Annotated in this window: 17 protein-coding genes; 13 read left to right on the top strand and 4 right to left on the bottom strand. The window is 40.0% G+C overall.

Going from position 1 to position 22,062, the window contains the following annotated elements; genetic code table 11:
• The first annotated feature begins 403 nt into the window (after positions 1-403).
• Positions 404-853, top strand: coding sequence for an ATP-binding protein (locus VF06_RS09080; protein WP_099070663.1), 450 nt, complete (start codon positions 404-406; stop codon positions 851-853).
• 65 nt (positions 854-918) lie between these two features.
• Here the strand turns inward: VF06_RS09080 and VF06_RS09075 are convergent, their stop codons facing one another.
• Positions 919-1,197: a DUF6439 family protein gene (locus VF06_RS09075; RefSeq protein WP_099070664.1), complete on the bottom strand. Its 279-nt coding sequence runs from the start codon at positions 1,195-1,197 to the stop codon at positions 919-921.
• Positions 1,198-1,429: 232 nt separating this feature from the next.
• On the opposite strand from VF06_RS09075, the gene VF06_RS09070 reads away from it, so the two are divergent.
• From VF06_RS09070 to VF06_RS09025, 10 genes are all read left to right on the top strand, one after another.
• Positions 1,430-1,792: a sll0565 family protein gene (locus VF06_RS09070; protein ID WP_099070665.1), complete on the top strand. Its 363-nt coding sequence runs from the start codon at positions 1,430-1,432 to the stop codon at positions 1,790-1,792.
• A gap of 81 nt (positions 1,793-1,873) precedes the next feature.
• Complete coding sequence (gene asnS, locus VF06_RS09065) at positions 1,874-3,265, top strand: asparagine--tRNA ligase (protein ID WP_099070666.1); 1,392 nt, start codon at positions 1,874-1,876, stop codon at positions 3,263-3,265.
• A gap of 176 nt (positions 3,266-3,441) precedes the next feature.
• Positions 3,442-3,924 carry a chemotaxis protein CheW gene (locus tag VF06_RS09060; protein WP_099070667.1) on the top strand — a complete coding sequence of 161 codons (483 nt, stop codon included), beginning with the start codon at positions 3,442-3,444 and terminating at the stop codon, positions 3,922-3,924.
• A gap of 21 nt (positions 3,925-3,945) precedes the next feature.
• Complete coding sequence (locus tag VF06_RS09055; RefSeq protein ID WP_099070668.1) at positions 3,946-5,211, top strand: CheR family methyltransferase; 1,266 nt, start codon at positions 3,946-3,948, stop codon at positions 5,209-5,211.
• A gap of 423 nt (positions 5,212-5,634) precedes the next feature.
• Positions 5,635-7,284: a methyl-accepting chemotaxis protein gene (locus VF06_RS09050; protein ID WP_099070669.1), complete on the top strand. Its 1,650-nt coding sequence runs from the start codon at positions 5,635-5,637 to the stop codon at positions 7,282-7,284.
• 64 nt (positions 7,285-7,348) lie between these two features.
• A complete protein-coding gene (locus tag VF06_RS09045) occupies positions 7,349-8,983 on the top strand; it encodes a methyl-accepting chemotaxis protein (protein WP_099070670.1) in 1,635 nt (544 codons plus the stop codon).
• A 376-nt stretch (positions 8,984-9,359) separates the two neighbouring features.
• Positions 9,360-11,129 carry a HAMP domain-containing methyl-accepting chemotaxis protein gene (locus tag VF06_RS09040; RefSeq protein ID WP_099070671.1) on the top strand — a complete coding sequence of 590 codons (1,770 nt, stop codon included), beginning with the start codon at positions 9,360-9,362 and terminating at the stop codon, positions 11,127-11,129.
• A 9-nt stretch (positions 11,130-11,138) separates the two neighbouring features.
• Positions 11,139-11,846 (top strand): chemotaxis protein CheW, encoded by a 708-nt coding sequence (locus tag VF06_RS09035; RefSeq protein WP_099070672.1) that lies wholly within the window; start codon positions 11,139-11,141, stop codon positions 11,844-11,846.
• The gene (locus tag VF06_RS09030) at positions 11,846-14,068 is read left to right on the top strand and encodes a hybrid sensor histidine kinase/response regulator (protein ID WP_099070673.1); all 2,223 of its coding nucleotides are present in this window, start codon (positions 11,846-11,848) and stop codon (positions 14,066-14,068) included. The genes VF06_RS09035 and VF06_RS09030 overlap by 1 nt, the downstream gene beginning before the upstream one ends.
• A 588-nt stretch (positions 14,069-14,656) precedes the next feature.
• Entirely contained in the window at positions 14,657-16,033 is a 1,377-nt protein-coding gene (locus VF06_RS09025; RefSeq protein ID WP_099070674.1) for an ATP-binding protein, read from the top strand.
• Positions 16,034-16,389: 356 nt separating this feature from the next.
• Here VF06_RS09025 and VF06_RS09020 read toward each other — a convergent pair whose 3' ends face one another.
• A complete protein-coding gene (locus tag VF06_RS09020; protein ID WP_012407592.1) occupies positions 16,390-17,067 on the bottom strand; it encodes a response regulator transcription factor in 678 nt (225 codons plus the stop codon).
• Positions 17,068-17,395: 328 nt separating this feature from the next.
• Positions 17,396-17,566 (bottom strand): hypothetical protein, encoded by a 171-nt coding sequence (locus VF06_RS41975; protein ID WP_218963825.1) that lies wholly within the window; start codon positions 17,564-17,566, stop codon positions 17,396-17,398.
• A gap of 680 nt (positions 17,567-18,246) precedes the next feature.
• Here VF06_RS41975 and groES point away from each other — a divergent pair.
• Both groES and groL read left to right on the top strand, forming a co-directional pair.
• Positions 18,247-18,558, top strand: coding sequence for a co-chaperone GroES (gene groES, locus VF06_RS09010; RefSeq protein WP_073640427.1), 312 nt, complete (start codon positions 18,247-18,249; stop codon positions 18,556-18,558).
• 115 nt (positions 18,559-18,673) lie between these two features.
• Positions 18,674-20,308 carry a chaperonin GroEL gene (gene groL, locus VF06_RS09005; protein ID WP_099070675.1) on the top strand — a complete coding sequence of 545 codons (1,635 nt, stop codon included), beginning with the start codon at positions 18,674-18,676 and terminating at the stop codon, positions 20,306-20,308.
• A 285-nt stretch (positions 20,309-20,593) separates the two neighbouring features.
• Here the strand turns inward: groL and VF06_RS09000 are convergent, their stop codons facing one another.
• The gene (locus VF06_RS09000) at positions 20,594-22,006 is read right to left on the bottom strand and encodes a right-handed parallel beta-helix repeat-containing protein (protein ID WP_099070676.1); all 1,413 of its coding nucleotides are present in this window, start codon (positions 22,004-22,006) and stop codon (positions 20,594-20,596) included.
• Positions 22,007-22,062: the final 56 nt, after the last annotated feature.

Below are 22,062 nucleotides of genomic sequence, written 5' to 3'. Positions count from 1 at the left end.
AAATTGAAATTTCAAATTTGTAGTCTACTGCATACTAACAATGCTAAAATCGAATTAACCTAAAAATAGAAATTCATTTTGTTTAAAGAAATTAAAGTTGCATTGACTCCTAAAAGTATGAATGGGATTGTGTAAATTAAAAATCGGCGATTAATTAGAGTATGCCAATACTCAATGAAACTGATAGCAATTTTCTAAGTTGCTCATTCCTAGATTTAATTTATTGCAGCCGTTATATATTCCAGCAATCTCAAATCATTCATAGAATCAATGCTCCCTAGCATTTTCAAAATTTAGTTTTAAAGACGCAAGTTTGAAGGCAGCATGACCACCTCAATTATTATCAGGGTGCCTGTGACACCAAACTGATGTCTAGCTAACTGAAAGCTATGGGGTTTCTCTTGTGATTACTATTTCGCTCCGTCCAGTTGGACGTTATTGGGGCACTATTAGTTTTGCCTCAACCCTCTATCTTTGTCCCATATTAGACTTATTGTTGGCAGAAATTCCAGCAAAATTACAGTCAGAATTACGTTTAGGACTTCAAGAAGCCCTAGTAAATGCAGCTAAACATGGCAATAATCTCGATCCTAGTAAAAGGGTTGTAGTACGTTTTTCATTAATAGATAATCAATATTGGTGGATAATTTCAGACCAGGGTAGTGGGTTTAACCCCTCACCCATTACTGATGAAGAACCAACAGACTATCTGCCACCAGATGAAGCAGAAAGTGGTCGGGGTCTATGTCTTTTACATCAAATTTTCGATCAGGTAGAGTGGAATCGCAAAGGTACAGAATTGAGGCTTTGTAAACAAATGGAAAATCGTCGGGGACTATCTCTGCGACGGTAATTGTAGTTAGGAGTTAGGAGTGATGAGTTAAAAGTCTAAAACTATTAACTCCCAACTCTTAACTCCTAACTTTTTCCATGAGTTGGACAGGGAGGAGCAGAAATAGACCTATCTAGCCAACCAATAGCTTGTTCTAATCTGGCTTGGGCTTCTTGTGGTTGATTGTTTAAAAGGTAAACAAGAGCTGCTGCTAGTTGTTCGCTAGCGCGGGAATTGCGATTAGACTTGAGGCGATGCCAATCTTCAGGAGAGATGCTGAGTCTTTGCATCAGGGCTTGGGCTAGTTCTAAAGTACTAAATTCACTAAGTTGACTGGTTTTCGGCAGTTGTGCAGATTGAGACATGATTTAAAATCCTTTGTCAATAGTTAATTGTCATTGGGTATTGGGCATGGGGCATTGGGCATGAGGCATTGGACATTGCGGTCATTTTGTCTCCAAATGTGGAGCAACTGCTGTAATTAGGCATTGAACAAAAGACTAAAGACTAATGACTAATGACCAATGACAAATGACTAATGACAAATGACCAATCACAAATGACAATTGACTTTTAATCTTAGTTTACTACTTGTAAATGAAGCCGTCTCAACAATCACAACCGCCAGGGGAAAATCCGGAACCAGATTTAGAGCAACAAATTGAGGAAGTAGAGCGATCGCTCTTGTCCTTGAGAGAACGTTACAATCAAGTACAGCGAGATGGTCAGCAAAAGGCTCAATTCCAGCAGCGTCAGGAGCAATTAAAGCGCCATAAATCCCAGACACCAGAAATTAAAGCAGAATTACGGCAAATCAAACAGCAGTTAGAAATCCTAGAACTCAACTTAGAAAGTCAGTTATTTTCTTGGCGTAGTCTGAAAAAACCTTTCTGGCAGGCCGTCCGCTTTGGTGGAATGGGCGTTATCATAGGCTGGATATTAAAGTCTTATGCTGGATAATCGCAATTTAGAATTGGATTAATCAGGTAACATTCTTTAATATGTTTAGTCCCTACGTAGACGAAATATAAGTTGCATAATATGGTAAATCGACGGATTGCAGAAATATTGCGAAGTGGTCAACCTGATGAGTCTCTTCTAGTTCAAGGCTGGGTGAGGACAAAACGCGAATCCAAAGGATTTGCTTTTATCGAAGTTAATGACGGCTCATCGCTAGCTAATTTGCAAGTCGTCATTAATCAGGATTTGCCAGATTATGAAGCTACCTTGAAAAAACTGAACACAGGTGCTGCTGTTGAGGTTGCTGGGGTGTTGGTGGCTTCCTTGGGTAAAGGACAGCGAATTGAATTAAAAACAGAATCTGTAAAAGTATACGGAGAAGCCGATCCCGATACATATCCTCTGCAAAAGAAACGTCATTCCTTTGAGTTTCTCCGAACCATTGGACATTTGCGATCGCGTACTAATTCTTTTGGTGCAGTTTTCCGGGTGAGAAATGCTTGTTCGGCCGCAATTCACCAATTCTTTCAAGAAAGAGGTTTTTTATGGGTACATACACCCATCATTACTGCTAGCGATTGTGAAGGTGCGGGCGAACTTTTTAGCGTTACGAGTTTGGATTTAAAAAATATTCCCCGCACTGATAATCAAGCAGTAGATTACAGTCAAGATTTTTTTGCTAAACCGACATATCTAACAGTTAGCGGCCAATTAGAAGCAGAAATTATGGCCATGGCGTTTAGCAATGTCTATACATTTGGCCCTACTTTCCGTGCAGAAAATTCCAATACTTCGCGTCACTTAGCAGAATTTTGGATGGTGGAACCAGAAATGGCTTTTTGTGACTTAGAAGGCGATATGGATTTAGCTGAGGCGTTTCTCAAACACATTTTTAAATATGTGTTGGAAACTTGCCCAGAAGATATGGAATTTTTCAATCAGCGCATTGATAATTCTGTGTTGGCAACAGCTGATAATATTATTGATAATCAATTTGAGCGCTTAACTTATACAGAGGCGATCGCACTTTTAGAAAAAGCCGATGTCAAATTTGAATATCCCGTCAGCTGGGGCTTAGATTTACAATCAGAACACGAACGTTACCTGGCTGAACAATTGTTTAAAAAACCAGTAATTGTTACAGATTATCCAGCGAAAATCAAAGCTTTTTATATGCGCTTGAACGACGACGAAAAAACCGTCCGTGCAATGGATATTCTTGCACCCAAAATTGGCGAAATTATTGGTGGTTCTCAACGGGAAGAACGCTTAGAAGTTCTAGAACGTCGCGTAGTAGCGCAAGGAATGAAGCCAGAAGATTTATGGTGGTATTTAGATTTGCGTCGTTATGGGACTGTTCCTCACGCTGGTTTTGGTTTGGGTTTTGAACGACTTGTGCAATTCATTACCGGAATGGCAAATATTCGTGATGTAATCCCCTTCCCGCGTACACCGCAAAGTGCCGAGTTTTAGTTTGAGTTGAAAACTAAGCGATTAGAAATCAAGTCTACACAAACTAAGTCCGTCTGATAGATTAATAAAAACTTTGAAACCCGCATTCGCGGGTTTTATTTGTATAGAGGGGTATTTTATCAAGCGAATCCCAAAAATAACATATAGTTAATAAAAATGCATATATTTGATAACTCATGTTATTGTTAATTCTCAGTATTAATAATGAGCGATACGCCATAGAAAGCCGACAAGTTGTAGAAGTTATACCCCTTGTCATTCTTAAAAGCTTGCCCCACAAACCTGAATATATCGCAGGTGTTTTTAACTATCGGGGACGTATTGTACCAGTCATAGACTTATCTGAGTTAATGGCTGGGAAACCCAGTTGCGAAAACTTCAGTACTCGGATTGTATTAGTCAAATACTGGGTAAAAAATTCTACGGAAGTCGGGGAACCTTATATTTTAGGCCTAATGGCAGAACAGATTGTAGAAACATTACAAAAATCGGAGTCGGAATTTGTTGATTCCAATATTCAGATCGATGCAGCACCATATTTGGGCAAGATGATTGTAGACACTCAAGGGATGATTCAATGTCTTCGCATTGAGAATTTGTTGTCAGAAACACAGCAAGTGAATCTCTTGGCAGAAAGTGGCCGCAATGCTGAATTTTAGATTGCCCTGAAGAGTCAATAAATGGCACAATCTGTGATTGAAGCTTTACTAAAAAGCAAGATTGGTTTGGATGCAAATTCCATTGGTGCTGATGCGATCGCTAGTGCTATTTCTCAACGGATGCTAGATTGCGGTATTGGAGATATTGCTAGCTATCTGGGAAAATTGCAAGCATCTAGCCAGGAATGGGAAGCATTGATTGATAGTGTAATTGTTCCAGAAACTTGGTTTTTTCGAGAACCAGAATCTTTTACCTTTCTGAAACATTACGTATTATGTGAGTGGTTGCCAAAAAATCCCCAAGGTGTATTGCGGGTTTTGAGTCTACCGTGTTCTACGGGTGAAGAACCATATTCCATTGCGATCGCTTTATTGGAAGTAGGATTAAATCCTACAAATATTCACATCGATGCTGTTGATATTAGCAAAAAATGTCTGCTAAAAGCCCAACGAGCAATCTATCATCAATACTCATTTCGAGGCAATACCCAATTATTTCAACACCGCTATTTTCAATTAACTGAAGCAGGATATCACCTATGCGAACAAGTCAGGCAAATGGTGAATTTTATCCAAGGTAATTTACTAGATAATAATTTATTAGCGGATACGCTGCCTTATGATGTTGTTTTTTGCCGTAATTTATTAATTTACTTCGATCGCCCCAACAAAACCCGCACTATTAAATTTCTGGAAAAGTTACTTACCCCAGAGGGTTTGTTATTTGTTGGTCATGCAGAAACCGGTTTGTTGCTGAATTCATATTTCGTTTCTGTGCGTCAGCCTTTAGCATTTGCTTATCACAAACCACTCGCCTCTCACCCTGTTAAACATGCTGATATTTGCCTAGATAATCCTGTTAAAAATCATCTTTTTGAGCGCAAATTACCCCTAAAAAATATAATTCTTCCACAACACACAAAATCTCATATTTCAGCGCAAACTACCAAAATAAATACTAAAATTTCAACTCAAAATCTTTCAGATAATTTATTAGAAACAGCGAAAATCCTAGCCGATAGGGGTTGCTTAGACGAAGCCATTAAACTGTGCAATTCTTATCTCAGGCAAAACCGCGCCAGTATCGAAGCCTATGTCCTTCTTGGTCAGATGCAACAAGCAATGGCACAAAATGAACAGGCAGCACAATCTTTTCAAAAGGCAATTTACTTGCAACCTACTCACGAAGAGGCACTTACTCATCTAGCATTACTTAGAGAACATCAAGGAAATATTGCTAGCGCCAATCTTCTGTGGCAACGAATTCATCGACTAAAAAACAAGTGAACATTAAAAATTAAGAGTTAGGGAGTTCTAAGTAAAAAATATTTCATAGAAGATAGTTGACTGTTGACTGCTGACTGTTGACTGTCAACGACCGGAATTGGAATCATTTATTTTTTGGAGTTTCCTTAAAAAATGTTTAATTTTTAATTCTCAATTCTTTTTGGTGGGTTCAGGTCTCCACTGATTTTAAATACACCGTTCCTCTTGAAAGTCAATAGCTATCAGTGAATATTTTGACCACTCAAATAAGATTGCTATGGATTTGGTAAGGGCCTCAAACTTTTTATTCTCTGCTTAAAGATAAAACAGATGATGGCTGCTTAATAATTTGTTGCAAAATTAGCGATTTGAATCGTTATTCTCCTTTGGTATTTGGGAATTGTAGAAGTTGAAGCAATTTGGTGAAAAACAGTTTTAATAAATATGCAACAAGGAATAAGAATTAATCAGTTTGTAATGGGTGGATTTGGAGTGATTTTATTATTAACAGGTATTGCCAGCTTGATCTCTAAATCAACAACTGATTCTCTCATCGATTCTGTTAGTTTATTAAACCATAGTTATTCTGTTAAGTTTTACTTAAAAGAAATAGAAAAAAATTTGGTTGATGCTGAAACGGGACAAAGAGGATTTTTGATTACAAATAATTCAAATTATCTACAGCCATATAATAATGCTATTGATAAAGTAGAAAACAATATCAAAGAATTAAAGAATAAACTTTTTAATAACGAACAACAAGTTAAAAAATTAGATGTTGTTGAAATTTATGTTCGAGATAAATTTCAAGAATTAGCAGATACAATCAAACTCAAACAATCTGGAAAACAGCAAGAATTACTAGTTCTGATTAATTCCGATCGAGGCAAAAAAATCATGGATCAAATCAGAGAACAGCTAGACGCAATGCTGCAAATAGAAGAACAAATTTTAGAAGAAAGACAAAAGCAGGCAAGCCAGGTTCAGGCATTTGCAAACTTTATAAGTATAGCCAATTTTTTGTGTATCTTGATTGTAGCAATCATTATTTCACTAATTATTATCCGTATCCTCAGTGCTTCCTTAAATCGCTCCTTACAGTCGGCTTTTGGTATAGCAGAACGAGTTTCTGCTGGTGATTTAACAACCGAAATCGAAGTGACTTCCAATGATGAAATTGGCAAGTTAATGGACTCTCTGAAAAACATGGTCGGTAACCTGAATACTCTCATCCGTCAGGTGCAAAACTCAGGCATTTTGGTTAGCAAATCAGCTACTCAAATTGCTGCCTCCGGGAAGCAATTAGAAGGGACAATTTCCGAACAAGTAGCTTCTACAAATCAAGTAACTGCTACTGCCAAAGAAATTGCTGCTACCTCCAAAGGACTGGTAAACACTATGGAACAAGTCGCGGCTATGTCACAAATAACGACCACAGCTGCTAGCAGCAGTCAAAAAGATTTACTTCGCATGGAAGTTACCATGCGACAGTTGTCAGAAGCGACCAATGCTATTGCTGGGCGATTGGGAATAATCAGCGAGAAAGCTAACAACATTAACAATATTGTGATTACTATTACCAAAGTCGCAGACCAGACAAATTTACTGTCGTTAAATGCTGCCATTGAAGCTGAGAAAGCGGGAGAATACGGCTTGGGTTTTGCCGTGGTTGCTAGAGAAATTCGCCGATTGGCAGATCAAACCGCAGTAGCTACCCTCGACATTGAACAGATGGTTAAACACATGCAATCGTCAGTGTCTACAGGTGTGATGGAAATGGATAAGTTTGCCGCAGAAGTAGCACGGAGTGTGGAAGATGTGGTCAGTATCAGCTTGCGAATTGGGCAAATTATCCAGCAAGTCCAAGATGTGACACCACATTTTGAGTCTGTAAGCCAGGGTATGGAAACTCAGTCCTTGGGAGCGCAACAAATTAGCGATGCAATGGTGCAGTTGAGCAGCACCTCAGTGCAAACAGCAGATGCTCTGCGAGAAATCAATTATGCGATCGCTCAACTCAATCAAGTCGCCCAAGGATTGCGTCAAGAAATTTCTCGTTTTCAGGTGAAAACAGAACATTCTAGCTCTGTTTAAGTAGACGATAAATTTTCCTACCCATCTACTTAATAAATCCAACTAAAAATTGAGGGAAGATAAAATGCTTAGCCATTGGAAAATCAAAGACTTGACTTTACTTGGTTTTTCCATCCCAACAGTTTTAATGATTGGTTTTAGTGTCATGGTCTATACAACTTCCAATCAAATATCACAAACATTTAGACAAGTAGGTATTTCGCAAACTGCTCTAGCTGGCAAAAGTCGGATGTATATTAATCTGATCAATATGGATCGCAGAATTCGCAGATATGTCGTTGACCCTCAAAGCAATAAAGATGCTTTAGATTTATACGAAAAAGATCGGCGTGACTTTCAAGATTCATTCGAGTTAGTAGAGAAGACTATAGAGAATCTCAAACAAAAAGAAAGATTAAAAAATATGTACCAAATTTATCTTACTTACAATAGATTGAAAGATATTTTTCTTAATAATCCAATAGCTGCAATAGATAAAAACAATACCGTTATAGTAACATTTTTCCAAGATTCTAGACTCAATATTGAGGAATTTGAACGAATAGGTAATGAATTTGAGCTTAATGAAAATCAATTTTTAGAACAAAGTATAACATCAACTAAATCTGCTTCGTTTTTTCTCAGTTCATTAACTTTAATTGCATCAATAATATCATTATTAATTGCGTTTGCCGCTACTTTTTTCATTGCCAAAGTTTTAAGTAAAAAAATTGCTAAAGCTGTGGAAGTGGCAGACAAGATTTCTGTTGGTGATTTGACACAAACAGTTGTTGAAGGTGCTACTAATACTAAAGATGAGGTTGGACAACTTCTCAAAGCTTTCCAAAATATGATCCAGAGCTTAAATAAACTTATCCGTCAAGTACAGCAGTCTGGCATACAAGTGACTTCTTCAGCAACTCAAATAGCAGCATCAGGTAAGCAATTGGAAGCGACAATTACCGAACAATTAGCTTCTACCAACGAAGTTACAGCCGCCGCCAAGGAAATTTTTGCGACTTCCAAAGAATTGGTGAAAACGATGGAAGAAGTCGCAGGAATGTCACAAGCCACTACCACAGCCGCTAGTGATAGCCAAAAAGATTTATTGCGAATGGAAACTACCATGCGCCAATTAGCAGAAGCCACCAATTCCATAGCTGCTAGGCTTGGGGTAATTAGTGAAAAAGCTAACAACATTAACAATATCGTTGTCACAATTACTAAAGTGGCAGACCAAACAAATTTGCTGTCTTTAAATGCTGCAATTGAAGCAGAAAAAGCTGGAGAATACGGTTTGGGTTTTGCTGTAGTGGCTAGAGAAATTCGCCGACTAGCGGATCAAACTGCCGTTGCTACCTTAGATATTGAACAAATGGTTAAACAAATGCAATCTTCCGTATCTACTGGCGTAATGGAAATGGACAAGTTTGCTGCGGAAGTGGGGCGGAGTGTAGAAGATGTTGCCAATATCAGTACTCAGGTGGGACAAATTATCGAGCAAGTACAATATTTAGCACCCCGTTTTGAAGCAGTAAATCAAGGTACAGAAACACAGTCCCAAGGAGCGCAACAAATTAGCGATGCAATGGTGCAGTTGAGCAGCACTTCATTGCAAACAGCTGATTCTTTGCGAGAGATCAATAGTGCGATCGCTCAACTCAATCAAGTCGCCCAAGGATTGCGTCAAGAAATTTCTCGCTTCCAGGTAAAAGTATAATATTCCAAATTTATATAAAACTGATATTTGATTTTTGTGAAGCTACGTACACTTTTATTCCTTTTTAGCTGTTAAGAGTCTCTAGGAATAGTTATCCGAATCAAACCGGATTCTTATAAGTAGAACAACTTGAAAAAAACAAAGCATATTAAGTAATGTAAAAATCATAAAATTCATTTCGTAGTAAGGACTTTAGTCCTTTTTTGAGAACTAAAGTTCTCACAACAAACCTTTAATTATTTACCATGTTCTACTTAGTTGCTTACTTAATAATTTATTTCTGTCTGGGAAATACAGACTGTTCATCTTGTTTGGGATTTGGGAATTTTAATAATTGAAGGTGTTTTACGGTAGCAGAGGAATAGTACCATATCCAATGTTCAAGAATATAAGTTTACAAACACGGTTGATCGGTTCATTTTTATTCATAGGATTGCTTGTATTCACAATGGCCTTGCTGGGATGGTTCGTTACTAACGAGTTAAATCAGTCAATTAACGCCCTAACCATGAATAATATACCCAGCTTGTCGGGGGTATGGAAGATTAAAGAAGGTCAAACACAAATTCAATCGGCAGAAAGATTATTATTGAATCCTGAAATTACGGGTAGTGAAAGAGAGAGTGTCATCACTCAAATTGAGAGCGGTTGGAAACAGATTAATGATGGCATCCAACAGTACGAAGCAACGCCATTTAGCGAAGAAGAAACAAAAGACTATGAACTCTTGAAAGAGCAATTAGAAGCTTGGAAAAAATCCCATGAAAAATTATTAGATATTGAGCAACAGTTAAATCAAATCGGAATTAAAAATCCTTGGAAAAAACAGCTAGAATTAATCAACCAACAACAAGATGCGGCTAATTATCCTACTGTACAAACTGCATTTAATTTACGCAATCAGCTTGTCTATGAAGTAAAAAATACTGAAGAACCATTATTTAAAATAACTACCGACCAAGCAGACAAACTTTTGAAGCTCCATGAATCTTACGTCTCAGATACACAAAAAGAAGTCGAGCAAAATGTGGCTCGCAGCATTTTCTGGATTTCTATAGGAATTGCCATTGGCCCCATAACGGCCATTGTTATTGGGTTTGTCATTGCTCGACAAATTGCATCTCAGATTTTTGATGTTATTAGAGTTGCAGAGCAAATTTCTTTGGGTAACTTAACAACTCAAATTGCAGCTAACTCCAACAGCAAAGATGAAATGAATACACTCTTAACTGCTTTCCAAACCATGACGAAGAATCTTAACACTCTAATTCGTCAGGTACAGCATTCGGGCATCCAAGTGACTACCTCAGCTACTCAAATAGCGGCTTCGGGTAAACAATTAGAAGCTACCCTCATCGAGCAAGTAGCATCTACTAATGAAGTGACAGCCGCCACCAAAGAAATTTCTGCTACCTCCAGGGAACTAGTAAGTGCAATGGAACAAGTTGCCAATATTTCACATATCACGACAACAGCAGCCAATGATAGCCAAAAAGATTTATTGCGAATGGAAACCACCATGCGGCAGTTGTCAGAAGCCACTAATGACATCGCTGCTCGATTGGGAGTGATTAGCGAAAAGGCAAACAACATTAATAATATTGTCGTCACAATTACTAAAGTGGCAGACCAAACAAATTTGCTGTCATTAAATGCGGCAATTGAAGCCGAAAAAGCCGGAGAGTATGGCTTGGGCTTTGCTGTAGTTGCTAGAGAAATTCGCCGATTAGCAGATCAAACCGCTGTTGCAACTCTCGACATCGAGCAGATGGTTAAGCAGATGCAATCCTCAGTGTCCACAGGTGTGATGGAAATGGACAAATTCGCCACAGAAGTAGAGCTGACTATAAAAGATGTTGCCATTATTAGCAGACAAGTCGGGCAAATTATTCAACAAGTGCAAGACCTAAATCCGCGATTTGAGTTTGTTAACCAGGGTATGGAAACCCAATCTGTGGGAGCGCAACAAATTAGTGATGCGATGGTGCAATTGAGCAACACCTCCGTACAAAGTACCGATTCCTTGCGGGAAATTAATCACGCCATTGTCCAACTTAACCAGGTAGCACAGGGATTGCGTCGAGAGATTGCCCGCTTTCAGGTGAAAACAGAAGACGCCATACCTCTAATTCACCAATTCTCTTGAGCAGCTCCTATGAACCAGATGGCTATGGAATTAAATATTGAACGTTGTTGGAATTCTATCGGCACAGGGGGCGATGGCTCCTGTCCCCAGCTAGCTACACACACCCACTGCCGCAATTGTCCTATATACTCTACCGCAGGTCGCCACTTATTAGAACGCTCCATTGCCGAAAATTATCGCCAGGAATGGACTCAGTTATTTGCAGAATCGAGAGTTAGCGAACAATCTTCCCACACAACTCAAATGACAGTTGTGATTTTTCGCCTACAACGGGAATGGCTGGCACTTTCAGCCCAAGTTTTTAAAGAAATGACTCTTCCCAGTGTCATTCATACCGTTCCCCACCGCAGCAATCAAATGTTTCGGGGATTGGTGAATATCCGGGGGGAGTTACTTTTGTGTGTCTCTTTCAGCCACTTACTGAATCTCGAAGTAGCTGACACAGTAGTACCAGCACTCAGTCCAGTGGTGTATTCGCGTATGGTAGTTGTGGAAAAAGCTGGTAATCCTTGGGTTTTTGCTGTGGATGAACTTTATGGTGTACACCGATTTGATGGGGATAAATTGCAAGATGCGCCTAAAAGTATGAGTTTAGCAACCCAAACCTATACAAAAGGATTATTTCATTGGCAACCTGCATCTCAAGAGCGATCGCTCAGTGTTAGCTACTTGGATGATGAACTGTTATTCTCTACCTTGGCGAGGAAGGTGCATTGATGTTAGATGAATCCGATGTCAGCAATCTTTCTTTGCTTGATTTGTTCAATATGGAAGTCAAAGCCCAAGTTGCAGTCATGAATGATTGTTTATTGGCGCTGGAGACTAAATCCGATGTCAAACCAGAACTGGCAGCCTTAATGCGGGCAGCCCACTGCATCAAGGGTGCAGCCCGCATTGTCCAAATCGAACCGGCGGTTAACTTAGCCCATGTGATGGAAGATTGTTTTGCGGCGGCTCAAGCACAAAAAGTGACTTTAACAGCCGATGGCGTTGATGTGTTGCTGCAAGGGGTGGATATGCTGTTGCATATGGCCAATCCCGATTTGCAGCAATTAGCAGATATAAATATCACAACAGTGGTTAGTGCCATTGCCAATATTTTCACTTCACAAGCAATCCCAGAAACCCCAGCAAATCATGAGACAATATCTGCTCCTGTACAAGTTTTGACATCAAAAGAAGCACCGCACATCATCCAAAACCGAGCGGTGCGAATGAATACCGACAATCTCAACCGTTTGATGGGATTAGCAGGAGAATCGTTGGTTGAAGCTAACTGGTTAGAGCCATTTGCCAGTTCTTTACTCAAACTCAAAGCAAGTCAACTAGAGTTGTCTAACATGCTAGAAAAGTTACAGGACTTATTAGGCAACCAAATTTTAGATCGAGAAATTAAGGAAAATTTCACAGCAATTCGTCAAAAAGCCAACGAATGTAGTCAGTTAACGAGCGATCGCCAAAACGAAATAGAATTATTTTCCCAACGGGCTGCTAACCTTGCCCAACGCCTTTATCAAGAAGTGATTGCCACTCGGATGTGTTCCTTTGCTGATGGCGGACAGGGATTTCCGCGTATGGTGCGGGACTTGGCAAGGCAGTTGGGCAAACAAGTGAAGTTGGAAATTGTGGGTAAGTCTACTTTGGTAGACCGGGATATTTTAGAACGTCTGGAAGCTCCGTTAACTCAAATTTTGCGGAATGCCATCGATCATGGCATCGAATCGCCCCAAGAGCGTTTAGCGCTGGGAAAGCCAGAAGAAGGATTAATTTGTATTGAAGTAGCCCATCGCGCTGGTATGTTGTTTATCACTGTTTCAGATGATGGACGGGGAATCGATATCGAGTTTTTGCGTCAAGCAGTCATCAGCAAACAACTGACAAACCCAGAAATGGCAGCTCAACTAACCGAAGCTGAATTGATGGAGTTCCTATTTTTGCCTGGTTTTTCCACAACCGACACTGTAACCGAAATTTCCGGTCGTGGCGTAGGGCTAGATATTGCTCATAGCACTGTGCGAGAAGTCGGCGGGACGCTGCGGGCTGTGTCTGCTCCAGGAAAAGGCATGACCTTTCACTTACAGTTACCGTTGACGCTATCTGTAATTCGCACTCTGCTGGTGGAAATTGCTGGGGAACCCTACGCCTTTGGGTTAACGCGCATTGAACAGGTGGCAATCTTGTCTAGGCCTAACATTGCTGTGTCAGAAAACCGCCCATTTTTTCTGATGAATAATCAACCTGTGGAGTTGATTTTAGCAAGTCAAGTTTTAGAGTTACCATCACCTGCGGTGAATATAGAATCTCTATCAGTGATTGTGATTGGCGATCGCCTCAATCGTTATGGATTAGTTGTAGATCGGTTTTTGGGCGAGCATAGTTTGGTTGTCCGACCCTTAGATCCCCGCCTTGGTAAAGTCCCCAACATTAGCGCCGCTGCTCTAATGGATGATGGCTCGCCAGTATTGATTGTGGATGTTGAAGATTTAGTACGTTCTATTGCTAAGGTATTTTCCAACGGCCAACTTTCTCAAGTAAATCAGTCTGCTTATCAGGTAGTTAACAAAACCTACAAACGCGTCTTAGTAGTAGATGATTCCATTACAGTACGGGAAATGGAACGCAAACTTTTGGAAAATAATGGTTACAAAGTTGAAGTAGCAGTCAATGGTATGGATGGCTGGAATGTAGTCCGTAGCGGCAATTACGACTTAGTGGTCACAGATATTGATATGCCCCGGATGAACGGCTTTGAACTTACCAGCCAAATCAAAACTCATCCTAAGTTGAAGCAAACACCCGTGATTATCATTTCTTATAAAGACCGAGAAGAAGACCGATTGCAAGGGTTAGAAGCAGGTGCAGACTACTACCTCACCAAAAGTAGCTTTCATGATGACACTTTGTTAAAGGCCGCCATCGATCTGATTGGAGAAGCCTAGATTTTGCTAAAAGTCCACATATTAAGATCAATAGACCTGCCTTGAAAATAGGGCATTGGGCATTGGGCATTGGGCATTGGGCATGAGAATATTGATTTTTATTGTTCCTTGTGAGCACAGCTCATGGAGTAAGAGTGCAAAAGTAACTTTTGCTCATAGGGGGAAAGGGACTCATGTTAAAGGGAAAAGGGTTTTTATTTGCCCTTTCCCCTTTACCCATTACCCTTTTCCCCACTTTTGCAAGAAGTCTAATGAACTAATTTATAGCAAGGGACTGGTGACTGGGTCAAAAGTCTTTTGATATCTGAGTTTTCTTGTCTGTCAATGTGCTAACCACCTTGGCTGTTGCTATACATACAAATACTTAATAAATAGTTAAAAAAGATACTAATATTTACAAAACGTAAAATCTCATATTACTAGTATAATAAAACACTATATTTCGAGAGTATTTGTGAATATACGTTTAAAAAGTATTTTATTTTACTGCCACTACAGAGACATCGATATATAATTGTGACACTGGAACTAATCAAATTTATTGTTTAGTTAGTAGCAATTAAAACAAACACCAATTTAAGGTGCTAAATGAATCTGCAAGAAACAGCACTTTTACACAGATCTCCAAAGACACCAACATTATCGTGGAAGCCGAGCGAACGACAAACTCCACAAGGTGTGCCATTTATTCCGGATTTGAAAACATCCACAGTCAGGCTTTTGCTAATTGACGATCAGGTAATTATCAGTGAAGCTTTTCGGCGGATGATTGGGACAGAAACAGATATTTTTCTTCACTACACAAGTAATCCAACTCATGCTATTCAAGATGCGATCGCCATTGCACCAACGGTAATTTTCTTAGATATGGTGATGCCGGATATGGATGGATTAATGCTGCTGCGTTGGTTTCGCTCTCATCCAGTAACTCGTGATGTACCCATCGTCATGTTATCCAGTAAAGAAGAAGCAAAGCTCAAAGCAGAAGCTTTTGCTGAAGGCGCAAATGACTACTTAATCAAGTTACCCGATCCAATAGAGTTAATTGCTCGCATTCGTTATCATTCCAAAGCATACAATAACCTCAAAGCATTAACCACAGCAACCGCTACTGCCCAACTTCAAGCACAACAATTAGAACATACCTTGCGGGAATTACAAACTACGCAAGTTCAATTGATTCAGACAGAAAAAATGTCTAGTTTGGGTCGTATGGTTGCAGGCTTAGCTCATGAAATCAATAATCCTGTGAATTTTATTCATGGTAATTTTAACCACTTGAATAATCATATTAACTGTCTGTTAAATTTAATTGAAATTTATCAGCAAAAAAATCCAGAATTACATTCTATATTGCAAGATGAGTTTGGTGATTTTAATCTTGATTTTATTATCGAAGATTTACCTAAAATTCTCTCATCTATGAGGGTAGGCACCGATAGAATTCGTGAAATTGTACTTTCATTAAGAAATTTTTCTCGACTCGACCAGTCAGATAAAAAAGCTGTTAACCTTCATGAGGGAATTGAAAGTACTTTATTACTTTTAAGCCATCGACTGAAACAAAAAATCGAAATCATTAAAAATTATGGAAATCTGCCACTAGTTCAATGTTATCCAGCACAACTGAATCAAGTCTTGATGAATATTATGAGTAATAGCATTGATGCTTTACTAGAGCTAGATGAACATAAACAAAAGCAAATTCTGATAACCACTGAAGCCACGGAATTTGCAACAGTCATCATCAAAATTCAAGATAACGGTTCTGGAATTGATACCGAAATCCAAAGTAAAATATTCGATCCTTTTTTCACAACTAAACCTGTCAATAAAGGAACAGGACTAGGTTTAGCAATTAGCTATCAAATTATTGAAAAACATCAAGGAAATATAAAACTAAAATCAGAACTTGGTTATGGAACAGAATTTGCAATTGAAATTCCAATTGCATTACCAATTTAGGATTTTAGATACTTCGACAGGCTCAGTACGAGTTTGGGATTTTGGATTAAAAGCCTTTGTGCCTAAGCTGTTCCAAAACCTTTAAACAATACTTCCTATGCTAATTTGGTATAAGTCTACTCTACTTAAAATTAAGACCCTGAAATTTTGTCATAATTTCAGGGTCTTACTAGTGGGGTCTGGCTGTAATTTTTGTAAAAATTTAAGATTTTGAATTTTGCGGAAAGTTCTGAACGGCGAAAATCAGCACTCAGAAATTTCCAAGTTTGATTTTAGATTATCAATCCAAAATCCGTCTTGAAAAGTTTAGATCGCCGGAAGTCGGCGCTCTAACTTTTCGCAAAATCTAAAATTGTCTACGCCATTTGATTTTCAATCGCCCACCGCGCTAATTCAGTGCGGTTGTGGAGATTGGTTTTGCCCAACATATTGGACACATGGCTTTCAACTGTACGCTGACTAACGTTAAGTTCTTCAGCAATTTCTCGGTTAGCTAAACCCCTAGCTACAAACTGGACTACTTTGAGTTCGGTCGGGGTTAATTGGACATCAAAGGGGACTTGGATGCGGGAACCGTTTTCGCCTCCTTTTGCTTGGTGTTCTTTCCAACGGATAGTTTGTTTTAGGGAGGACTCAACTTGGGCTACGAGTTCTTCTGGTTCAAAAGGCTTGACCATATAAACATCAGCACCTTTGTTCAGACCTTTAACTCGGTCTGCACTTTGTCCTTTTGCTGAAAGGAAAAGAACTGGAATCCAGCTGGTGCGTTCGTTTTGCCGTACCTGTTCCACAAAAGTATATCCGTCCATTTCCGGCATCATCACATCGCAGATGATCATATCTGGAACATCTTGCTCTAAAATTTCCAGAGCTTCACGTCCATTTTCAGCGGTGATGACTTCATATCCTCGGAATTCTAAGTAATCCTTCACCAGCAAGATGAGGTTAGGGTCATCATCAATCAATAGAAGTCGTTTGTGATCTTTCATGCTGGGCTCTTTCATAGCAGTGGCACTTGTCGCGCTTCGGTCAATCAAGGTCTTGAATATTTATCCTCTATGGTGGGTTATGTGAGATGTTGTCCTTTTGCCTACTTAACTTGCCTTTGCTGTCTCAAGTCTCAAAAATGCCGAGCACTTTCAAGAGACTACTAGCTCGATAGCAAAAGTCCAGCAAGGATACGTATAGCAGTAGTATCTATAATGCGCTATTATATATCGCTTTGAAAGGGGCGGGGTAAAAAACACTGATAAAATAATAATCCTTCTGACTCACTAGTTAAGTATTGGCTTAAAGATGACCCTACCTCAAAACCAACCCGCACTTTCTAAAAGCTTACTGCCATAACATATCCTTCGGTTGTTAAGCCTTCATGAGACATTCGCAATAAACCAGGGAAGTTTCTGGCAAAAGATGGGTTAAAAATGCATATTCTTCAACCGCCATTATGCCGATTAAGTGTTCTTGAACGATCCGCTCAATAACTTCCGAGTTTGCTTGGCGATACCAGACCCCATCAGGGTAGACCACCATTATGAGTCCAGAACCAGAAACCTGCAAGCAATTGGCTTGAGTTCTAAGGACACAAATGGGATAACTTGCTTGCGACTTTTAAAGTTTTTGCTCTTTGAGTCGCTTTTTAAGTACTCCCAAGATTCCAGACTAGCTGGTTTTGAGCAGTAGTTAGGGTGTGGTTGCTCAGCACGAATAAAAGTATGTTGCTGAATTTTTCCCATTCCTAAACTTTCTACACAATTACTCAGGACTTTATGTTCAAGAGGCTTGGTGGTTTTGGGGATTTGATGGCTTTTCTGGATCACCTTATTGTTACTCATAGAGCGGCTCCCTGATTACAGTTCTATAACAATTTCCAAGCTTTGCAAATAAAGTTTACTGAGATGGGGAATGGAGCATTGGGGATTGGGAGTTAAGAGTTAAGAGTTAGGAGTTAGGAGTTAATAGTTATTCTCCTCATCTCCTATGTCCTATGCCCTATGCCCCATGCCCCATGTCCTATACCCTAGTCCCTATAAAAATATTCACAGCCTCCGGAACAGAACCCGAAGAATAAAAATAATTAAGCATTTGTACTTAAGTACACCCAAGAGATCCTAGTTCGGGAACCCGTACTTAAGAAATTCTTGCCATTGTAGGCTGCTTTTGGGTAGATTAGCACTCAGGAGTTGAGAGTGCTAACTCTGGAGAATAACGATATGGCAGCAATATCTCTAACCGTTTCTACAGTAAAACCTTTAGGCGATCGCGTTTTCGTAAAAGTGAGCGCCTCTGAGGAAAAGACCGCAGGTGGTCTTTATTTGCCCGATACCGCTAAGGAAAAGCCCCAAGTAGGTGAAGTAGTCGCCCTTGGCCCTGGCAAGCGTAATGACGACGGTAGCCGTCAAGAATTGGAAATTAAAGTCGGTGATAAGGTTCTGTACTCTAAGTACGCTGGTACTGACATCAAACTTGGTACTGAAGAATATGTACTGCTTTCTGAAAAGGATATTTTAGCAGTCGTTATCTAACAAGGGAGTAGGGTTAGGGGAATGGCGAATAGGAAAGAGTTTTCCCGATGCCCAATGCCCAATGCCCAATGCCCAATTGAAAAAAAATTGACTTACTCCTTGAATTTAGACACCTATGGCAAAGCGCATTATCTACAACGAAAACGCCCGTCGCGCCCTGGAGCGAGGCATTGACATTCTGGCTGAGGCTGTAGCTGTTACCCTTGGCCCCAAAGGTCGGAATGTAGTCCTAGAAAAGAAATTTGGCGCACCGCAAATCGTTAATGACGGTGTAACCATCGCCAAGGAAATCGAATTAGAAGACCACATTGAAAACACTGGTGTAGCTCTGATTCGTCAAGCTGCTTCTAAGACCAATGATGCTGCGGGCGATGGCACCACCACTGCCACCGTTTTAGCTCATGCGATTGTCAAAGAAGGCTTGCGGAACGTGGCTGCTGGTGCTAATGCGATTTTGTTGAAGCGTGGTATTGATAAAGCTACCGCCTTCCTCGTAGATAAAATTGCTGAACATGCCCGTCCCGTAGAAGATTCCAAAGCCATTGCCCAAGTTGGTGCAATCTCAGCCGGTAACGACGAAGAAGTCGGTCAAATGATTGCCCAAGCTATGGATAAGGTGGGCAAGGAAGGCGTAATTTCCCTAGAAGAAGGGAAATCTATGACCACTGAGTTGGAAATTACTGAAGGGATGCGCTTTGATAAAGGCTACATCTCTCCTTATTTTGCCACTGACCCAGAACGGATGGAAGCGGTTTTCGATGAGCCTTTCCTCCTGCTCACCGATAAAAAAATCGCTCTCGTACAAGACCTCGTACCAGTGTTAGAGCAAGTAGCTCGTGCTGGTCGTCCTTTGGTAATTATTGCCGAAGATATCGAAAAAGAAGCCTTGGCAACCTTAGTAGTTAACCGTTTGCGCGGTGTACTGAATGTTGCTGCTGTGAAAGCTCCTGGCTTTGGCGATCGCCGCAAAGCTATGCTAGAAGATATCGCCGTGTTAACTGGCGGTCAATTAATCACCGAAGATGCTGGTTTGAAGCTAGATAACACCAAGTTAGATAGCCTGGGTAAAGCTCGCCGCATCACCATCACCAAGGACAACACCACAATTGTTGCCGAAGGTAACGAAGTTGGAGTTCAAGCTCGTATCGAACAAATTCGTCGTCAAATCGAAGAAACCGAATCTTCCTACGACAAAGAAAAACTCCAAGAGCGTCTTGCTAAACTTTCCGGTGGTGTCGCCGTGGTAAAAGTGGGTGCAGCCACCGAAACCGAAATGAAAGACAAGAAACTGCGCCTAGAAGACGCTATCAACGCTACCAAAGCTGCTGTGGAAGAAGGTATCGTTCCTGGTGGCGGTACAACCCTCGCTCACCTAGCTCCAGATTTGGAAACCTGGGCTAACGGCAACCTCACAGGTGAAGAGTTGATTGGTGCGTTAATTGTAGCTCGCGCTTTACCTGCACCTCTGAAGAGAATTGCGGAAAACGCTGGTCAAAATGGTGCTGTCATTGCTGAGCGCGTTAAAGAGAAGGAATTCAGTGTTGGCTACAATGCTGCAACTAACGAATTTGTAGATTTGTTAAGCGCTGGTATTGTTGACCCTGCAAAAGTAACTCGTTCTGCTCTGCAAAACGCTGCTTCCATCGCTGGTATGGTGTTGACAACCGAATGTATTGTAGTTGACAAGCCTGAACCCAAGGATGGCGCTCCTGCTGCTGGTGCTGGTGCTGGTGGCGACTTTGATTACTAATACTCTATAGTCCGTTATTTGAAAACAGCCGCCTCCACAAAAAAGCGGCTGTTTTTTGTGTCATTAGTCATTAGTAATTTGTGTTTCTAAGGACATTCGTGGCTATTTTGGGAGAAAAAAGTGCAAGAGAATAGGGATATAAGACTTAAAAGCCTTGCATTTTCAATTTATTGGCGTCCAAAAGATGGGAAACAATAGGGGTGAAATTGTTCCCTATCCCCAAAAAAGAATTTTTTCAGCACGCCCTAATTAATGTGCAATTTTCTTTGGTTAACAGCTTATTTACTAACGCGAACATCCCACCTTGATGACTTTATCTTTGAGAGTATAAGTCACTGGTTCGCAAACAACACTTGCCGAATCAAGTTTGATAGAAGTTGGTGCAGAGCGATTTTGCTTAGATAATTGTGAGTTCCAATCACCAGCTATTTTTTTCAAAGTGGAATGTGCCTTGATAAAATTTGCATCTGCAACAATATCGTTAGGCCCTTTGACATTTGCAGATGAAGTATTCAGGTATATGTTGTAATCAAAAGTAACGTTTTTACCTTTACTGTTGCTGTTAACTTGTTTGCCAGGAAAAGCATAGAGAATATTATTTAAAATTTTCACATCAGATGACATCTGAGTAAATATTTGTCCTAGTTTAAGTTCTGGAGTCTGATTATTTAAAAAAGCTGTGTTGTTGATGATATCAATATTGTCACTATAAAATGCATGAATTCCTGAACCACCGTTATTAAATGTCAGATTATTTTTTACTAAAGTACGTCCTTTATATGGAGGGTATGTTGAGTTTTTTTCCTTAGTGAAACTATCGAGAATGATGCCATTTCCGTCGGTGATAGTTCCGGTCTTAATCCAGGGAATATATTGCCGATTATTGTAGACTTTGTTATTGGTGACGAATATCTTATATCCCTGATAATCATCAAAGTCTCTGTTACGTAGCAATGAAATGCCACTGCTAGCATAAACGCCGTACCAGGCATTATCGAACACGACGTTATTATCTATAGTCACATAATCCGCTTCAATGACTCCAATGCCTGAACCACCACAGCTATGTGTTTTGTTGTTAACAATACGTATGTGGTGGGGATAGCTTCCTTTTCGTCCATCTACACTAATACAGTTTCCATTTGTAAGCGGATTCCCTCTATTACTCTTCTGGCTCATGGCATATTCAAGAGTAACATTGGCATTATTTCCTATGACTTCAAGCCCGTTAACTTCAATATATGAAGCTCCATTGTTAATCAAAACTCCATGCCATCCATTGAGTTTAAGTTTTGGGGAATGTCCAGGATATGCTTTAAATTTAATCCATGCATTCGCAGTTCCAGAGCGAGTAATGGTTAGTACATCTCCTTTGGGATTTGCATTTGTGTAGACTCCGTTCATGATGAGTACGGTGTCTCCGGGCTTGGTGAGATTTGCTGCCTTTTGAATAGTCTTAAAAGGCGATGAAGTGGAAAGTCCGTTATTTTTGTCGTTTCCCTTGCCACTAACGTAGTATGTTTTTCCAGTTGTTTTAGTGCTAATTAGCTGGGGATTGGGAGCGATCGCTTGTTGTTCGATAGACTGTTGGCTAACATTTTTAATTACAGATACTTTTATGTTGTCTCCCTCCAGTAAAAGACTTAAAACTACGGGGATTGCAATATAAGCACTTAAAGTTAAACCCTCAGTTACCACAGTATTAAGCTCCTTACTCGGTAGTATTCAATAAAAATATCAGGATATTCACTAAT

It is taken from the genome of Nostoc linckia z4 (genome assembly GCF_002608075.1).
GTDB classification, from domain to species: domain Bacteria; phylum Cyanobacteriota; class Cyanobacteriia; order Cyanobacteriales; family Nostocaceae; genus Nostoc; species Nostoc linckia.
Note: the sequence above shows the minus strand (reverse complement) of the source record. Positions and strands in the feature narration are given on the sequence as shown.

Bases quoted from the DNA above. Each gene is read 5' to 3' on its own strand.
- VF06_RS09035 (WP_099070672.1), top strand. From the start codon at position 11,139: ATGAACCAGATGGCTATGGAATTAAATATTGAACGTTGTTGGAATTCT.
- VF06_RS09070 (WP_099070665.1), top strand. From the start codon at position 1,430: ATGAAGCCGTCTCAACAATCACAACCGCCAGGGGAAAATCCGGAACCA.
- groES (WP_073640427.1), top strand. From the start codon at position 18,247: ATGGCAGCAATATCTCTAACCGTTTCTACAGTAAAACCTTTAGGCGAT.
- VF06_RS09055 (WP_099070668.1), top strand. From the start codon at position 3,946: ATGGCACAATCTGTGATTGAAGCTTTACTAAAAAGCAAGATTGGTTTG.
- VF06_RS09060 (WP_099070667.1), top strand. From the start codon at position 3,442: ATGTTATTGTTAATTCTCAGTATTAATAATGAGCGATACGCCATAGAA.
- VF06_RS09040 (WP_099070671.1), top strand. From the start codon at position 9,360: ATGTTCAAGAATATAAGTTTACAAACACGGTTGATCGGTTCATTTTTA.
- groL (WP_099070675.1), top strand. From the start codon at position 18,674: ATGGCAAAGCGCATTATCTACAACGAAAACGCCCGTCGCGCCCTGGAG.
- asnS (WP_099070666.1), top strand. From the start codon at position 1,874: ATGGTAAATCGACGGATTGCAGAAATATTGCGAAGTGGTCAACCTGAT.
- VF06_RS09045 (WP_099070670.1), top strand. From the start codon at position 7,349: ATGCTTAGCCATTGGAAAATCAAAGACTTGACTTTACTTGGTTTTTCC.
- VF06_RS09075 (WP_099070664.1), bottom strand. From the start codon at position 1,197: ATGTCTCAATCTGCACAACTGCCGAAAACCAGTCAACTTAGTGAATTT.
- VF06_RS09030 (WP_099070673.1), top strand. From the start codon at position 11,846: ATGTTAGATGAATCCGATGTCAGCAATCTTTCTTTGCTTGATTTGTTC.
- VF06_RS41975 (WP_218963825.1), bottom strand. From the start codon at position 17,566: ATGGTGGTCTACCCTGATGGGGTCTGGTATCGCCAAGCAAACTCGGAA.
- VF06_RS09050 (WP_099070669.1), top strand. From the start codon at position 5,635: ATGCAACAAGGAATAAGAATTAATCAGTTTGTAATGGGTGGATTTGGA.
- VF06_RS09025 (WP_099070674.1), top strand. From the start codon at position 14,657: ATGAATCTGCAAGAAACAGCACTTTTACACAGATCTCCAAAGACACCA.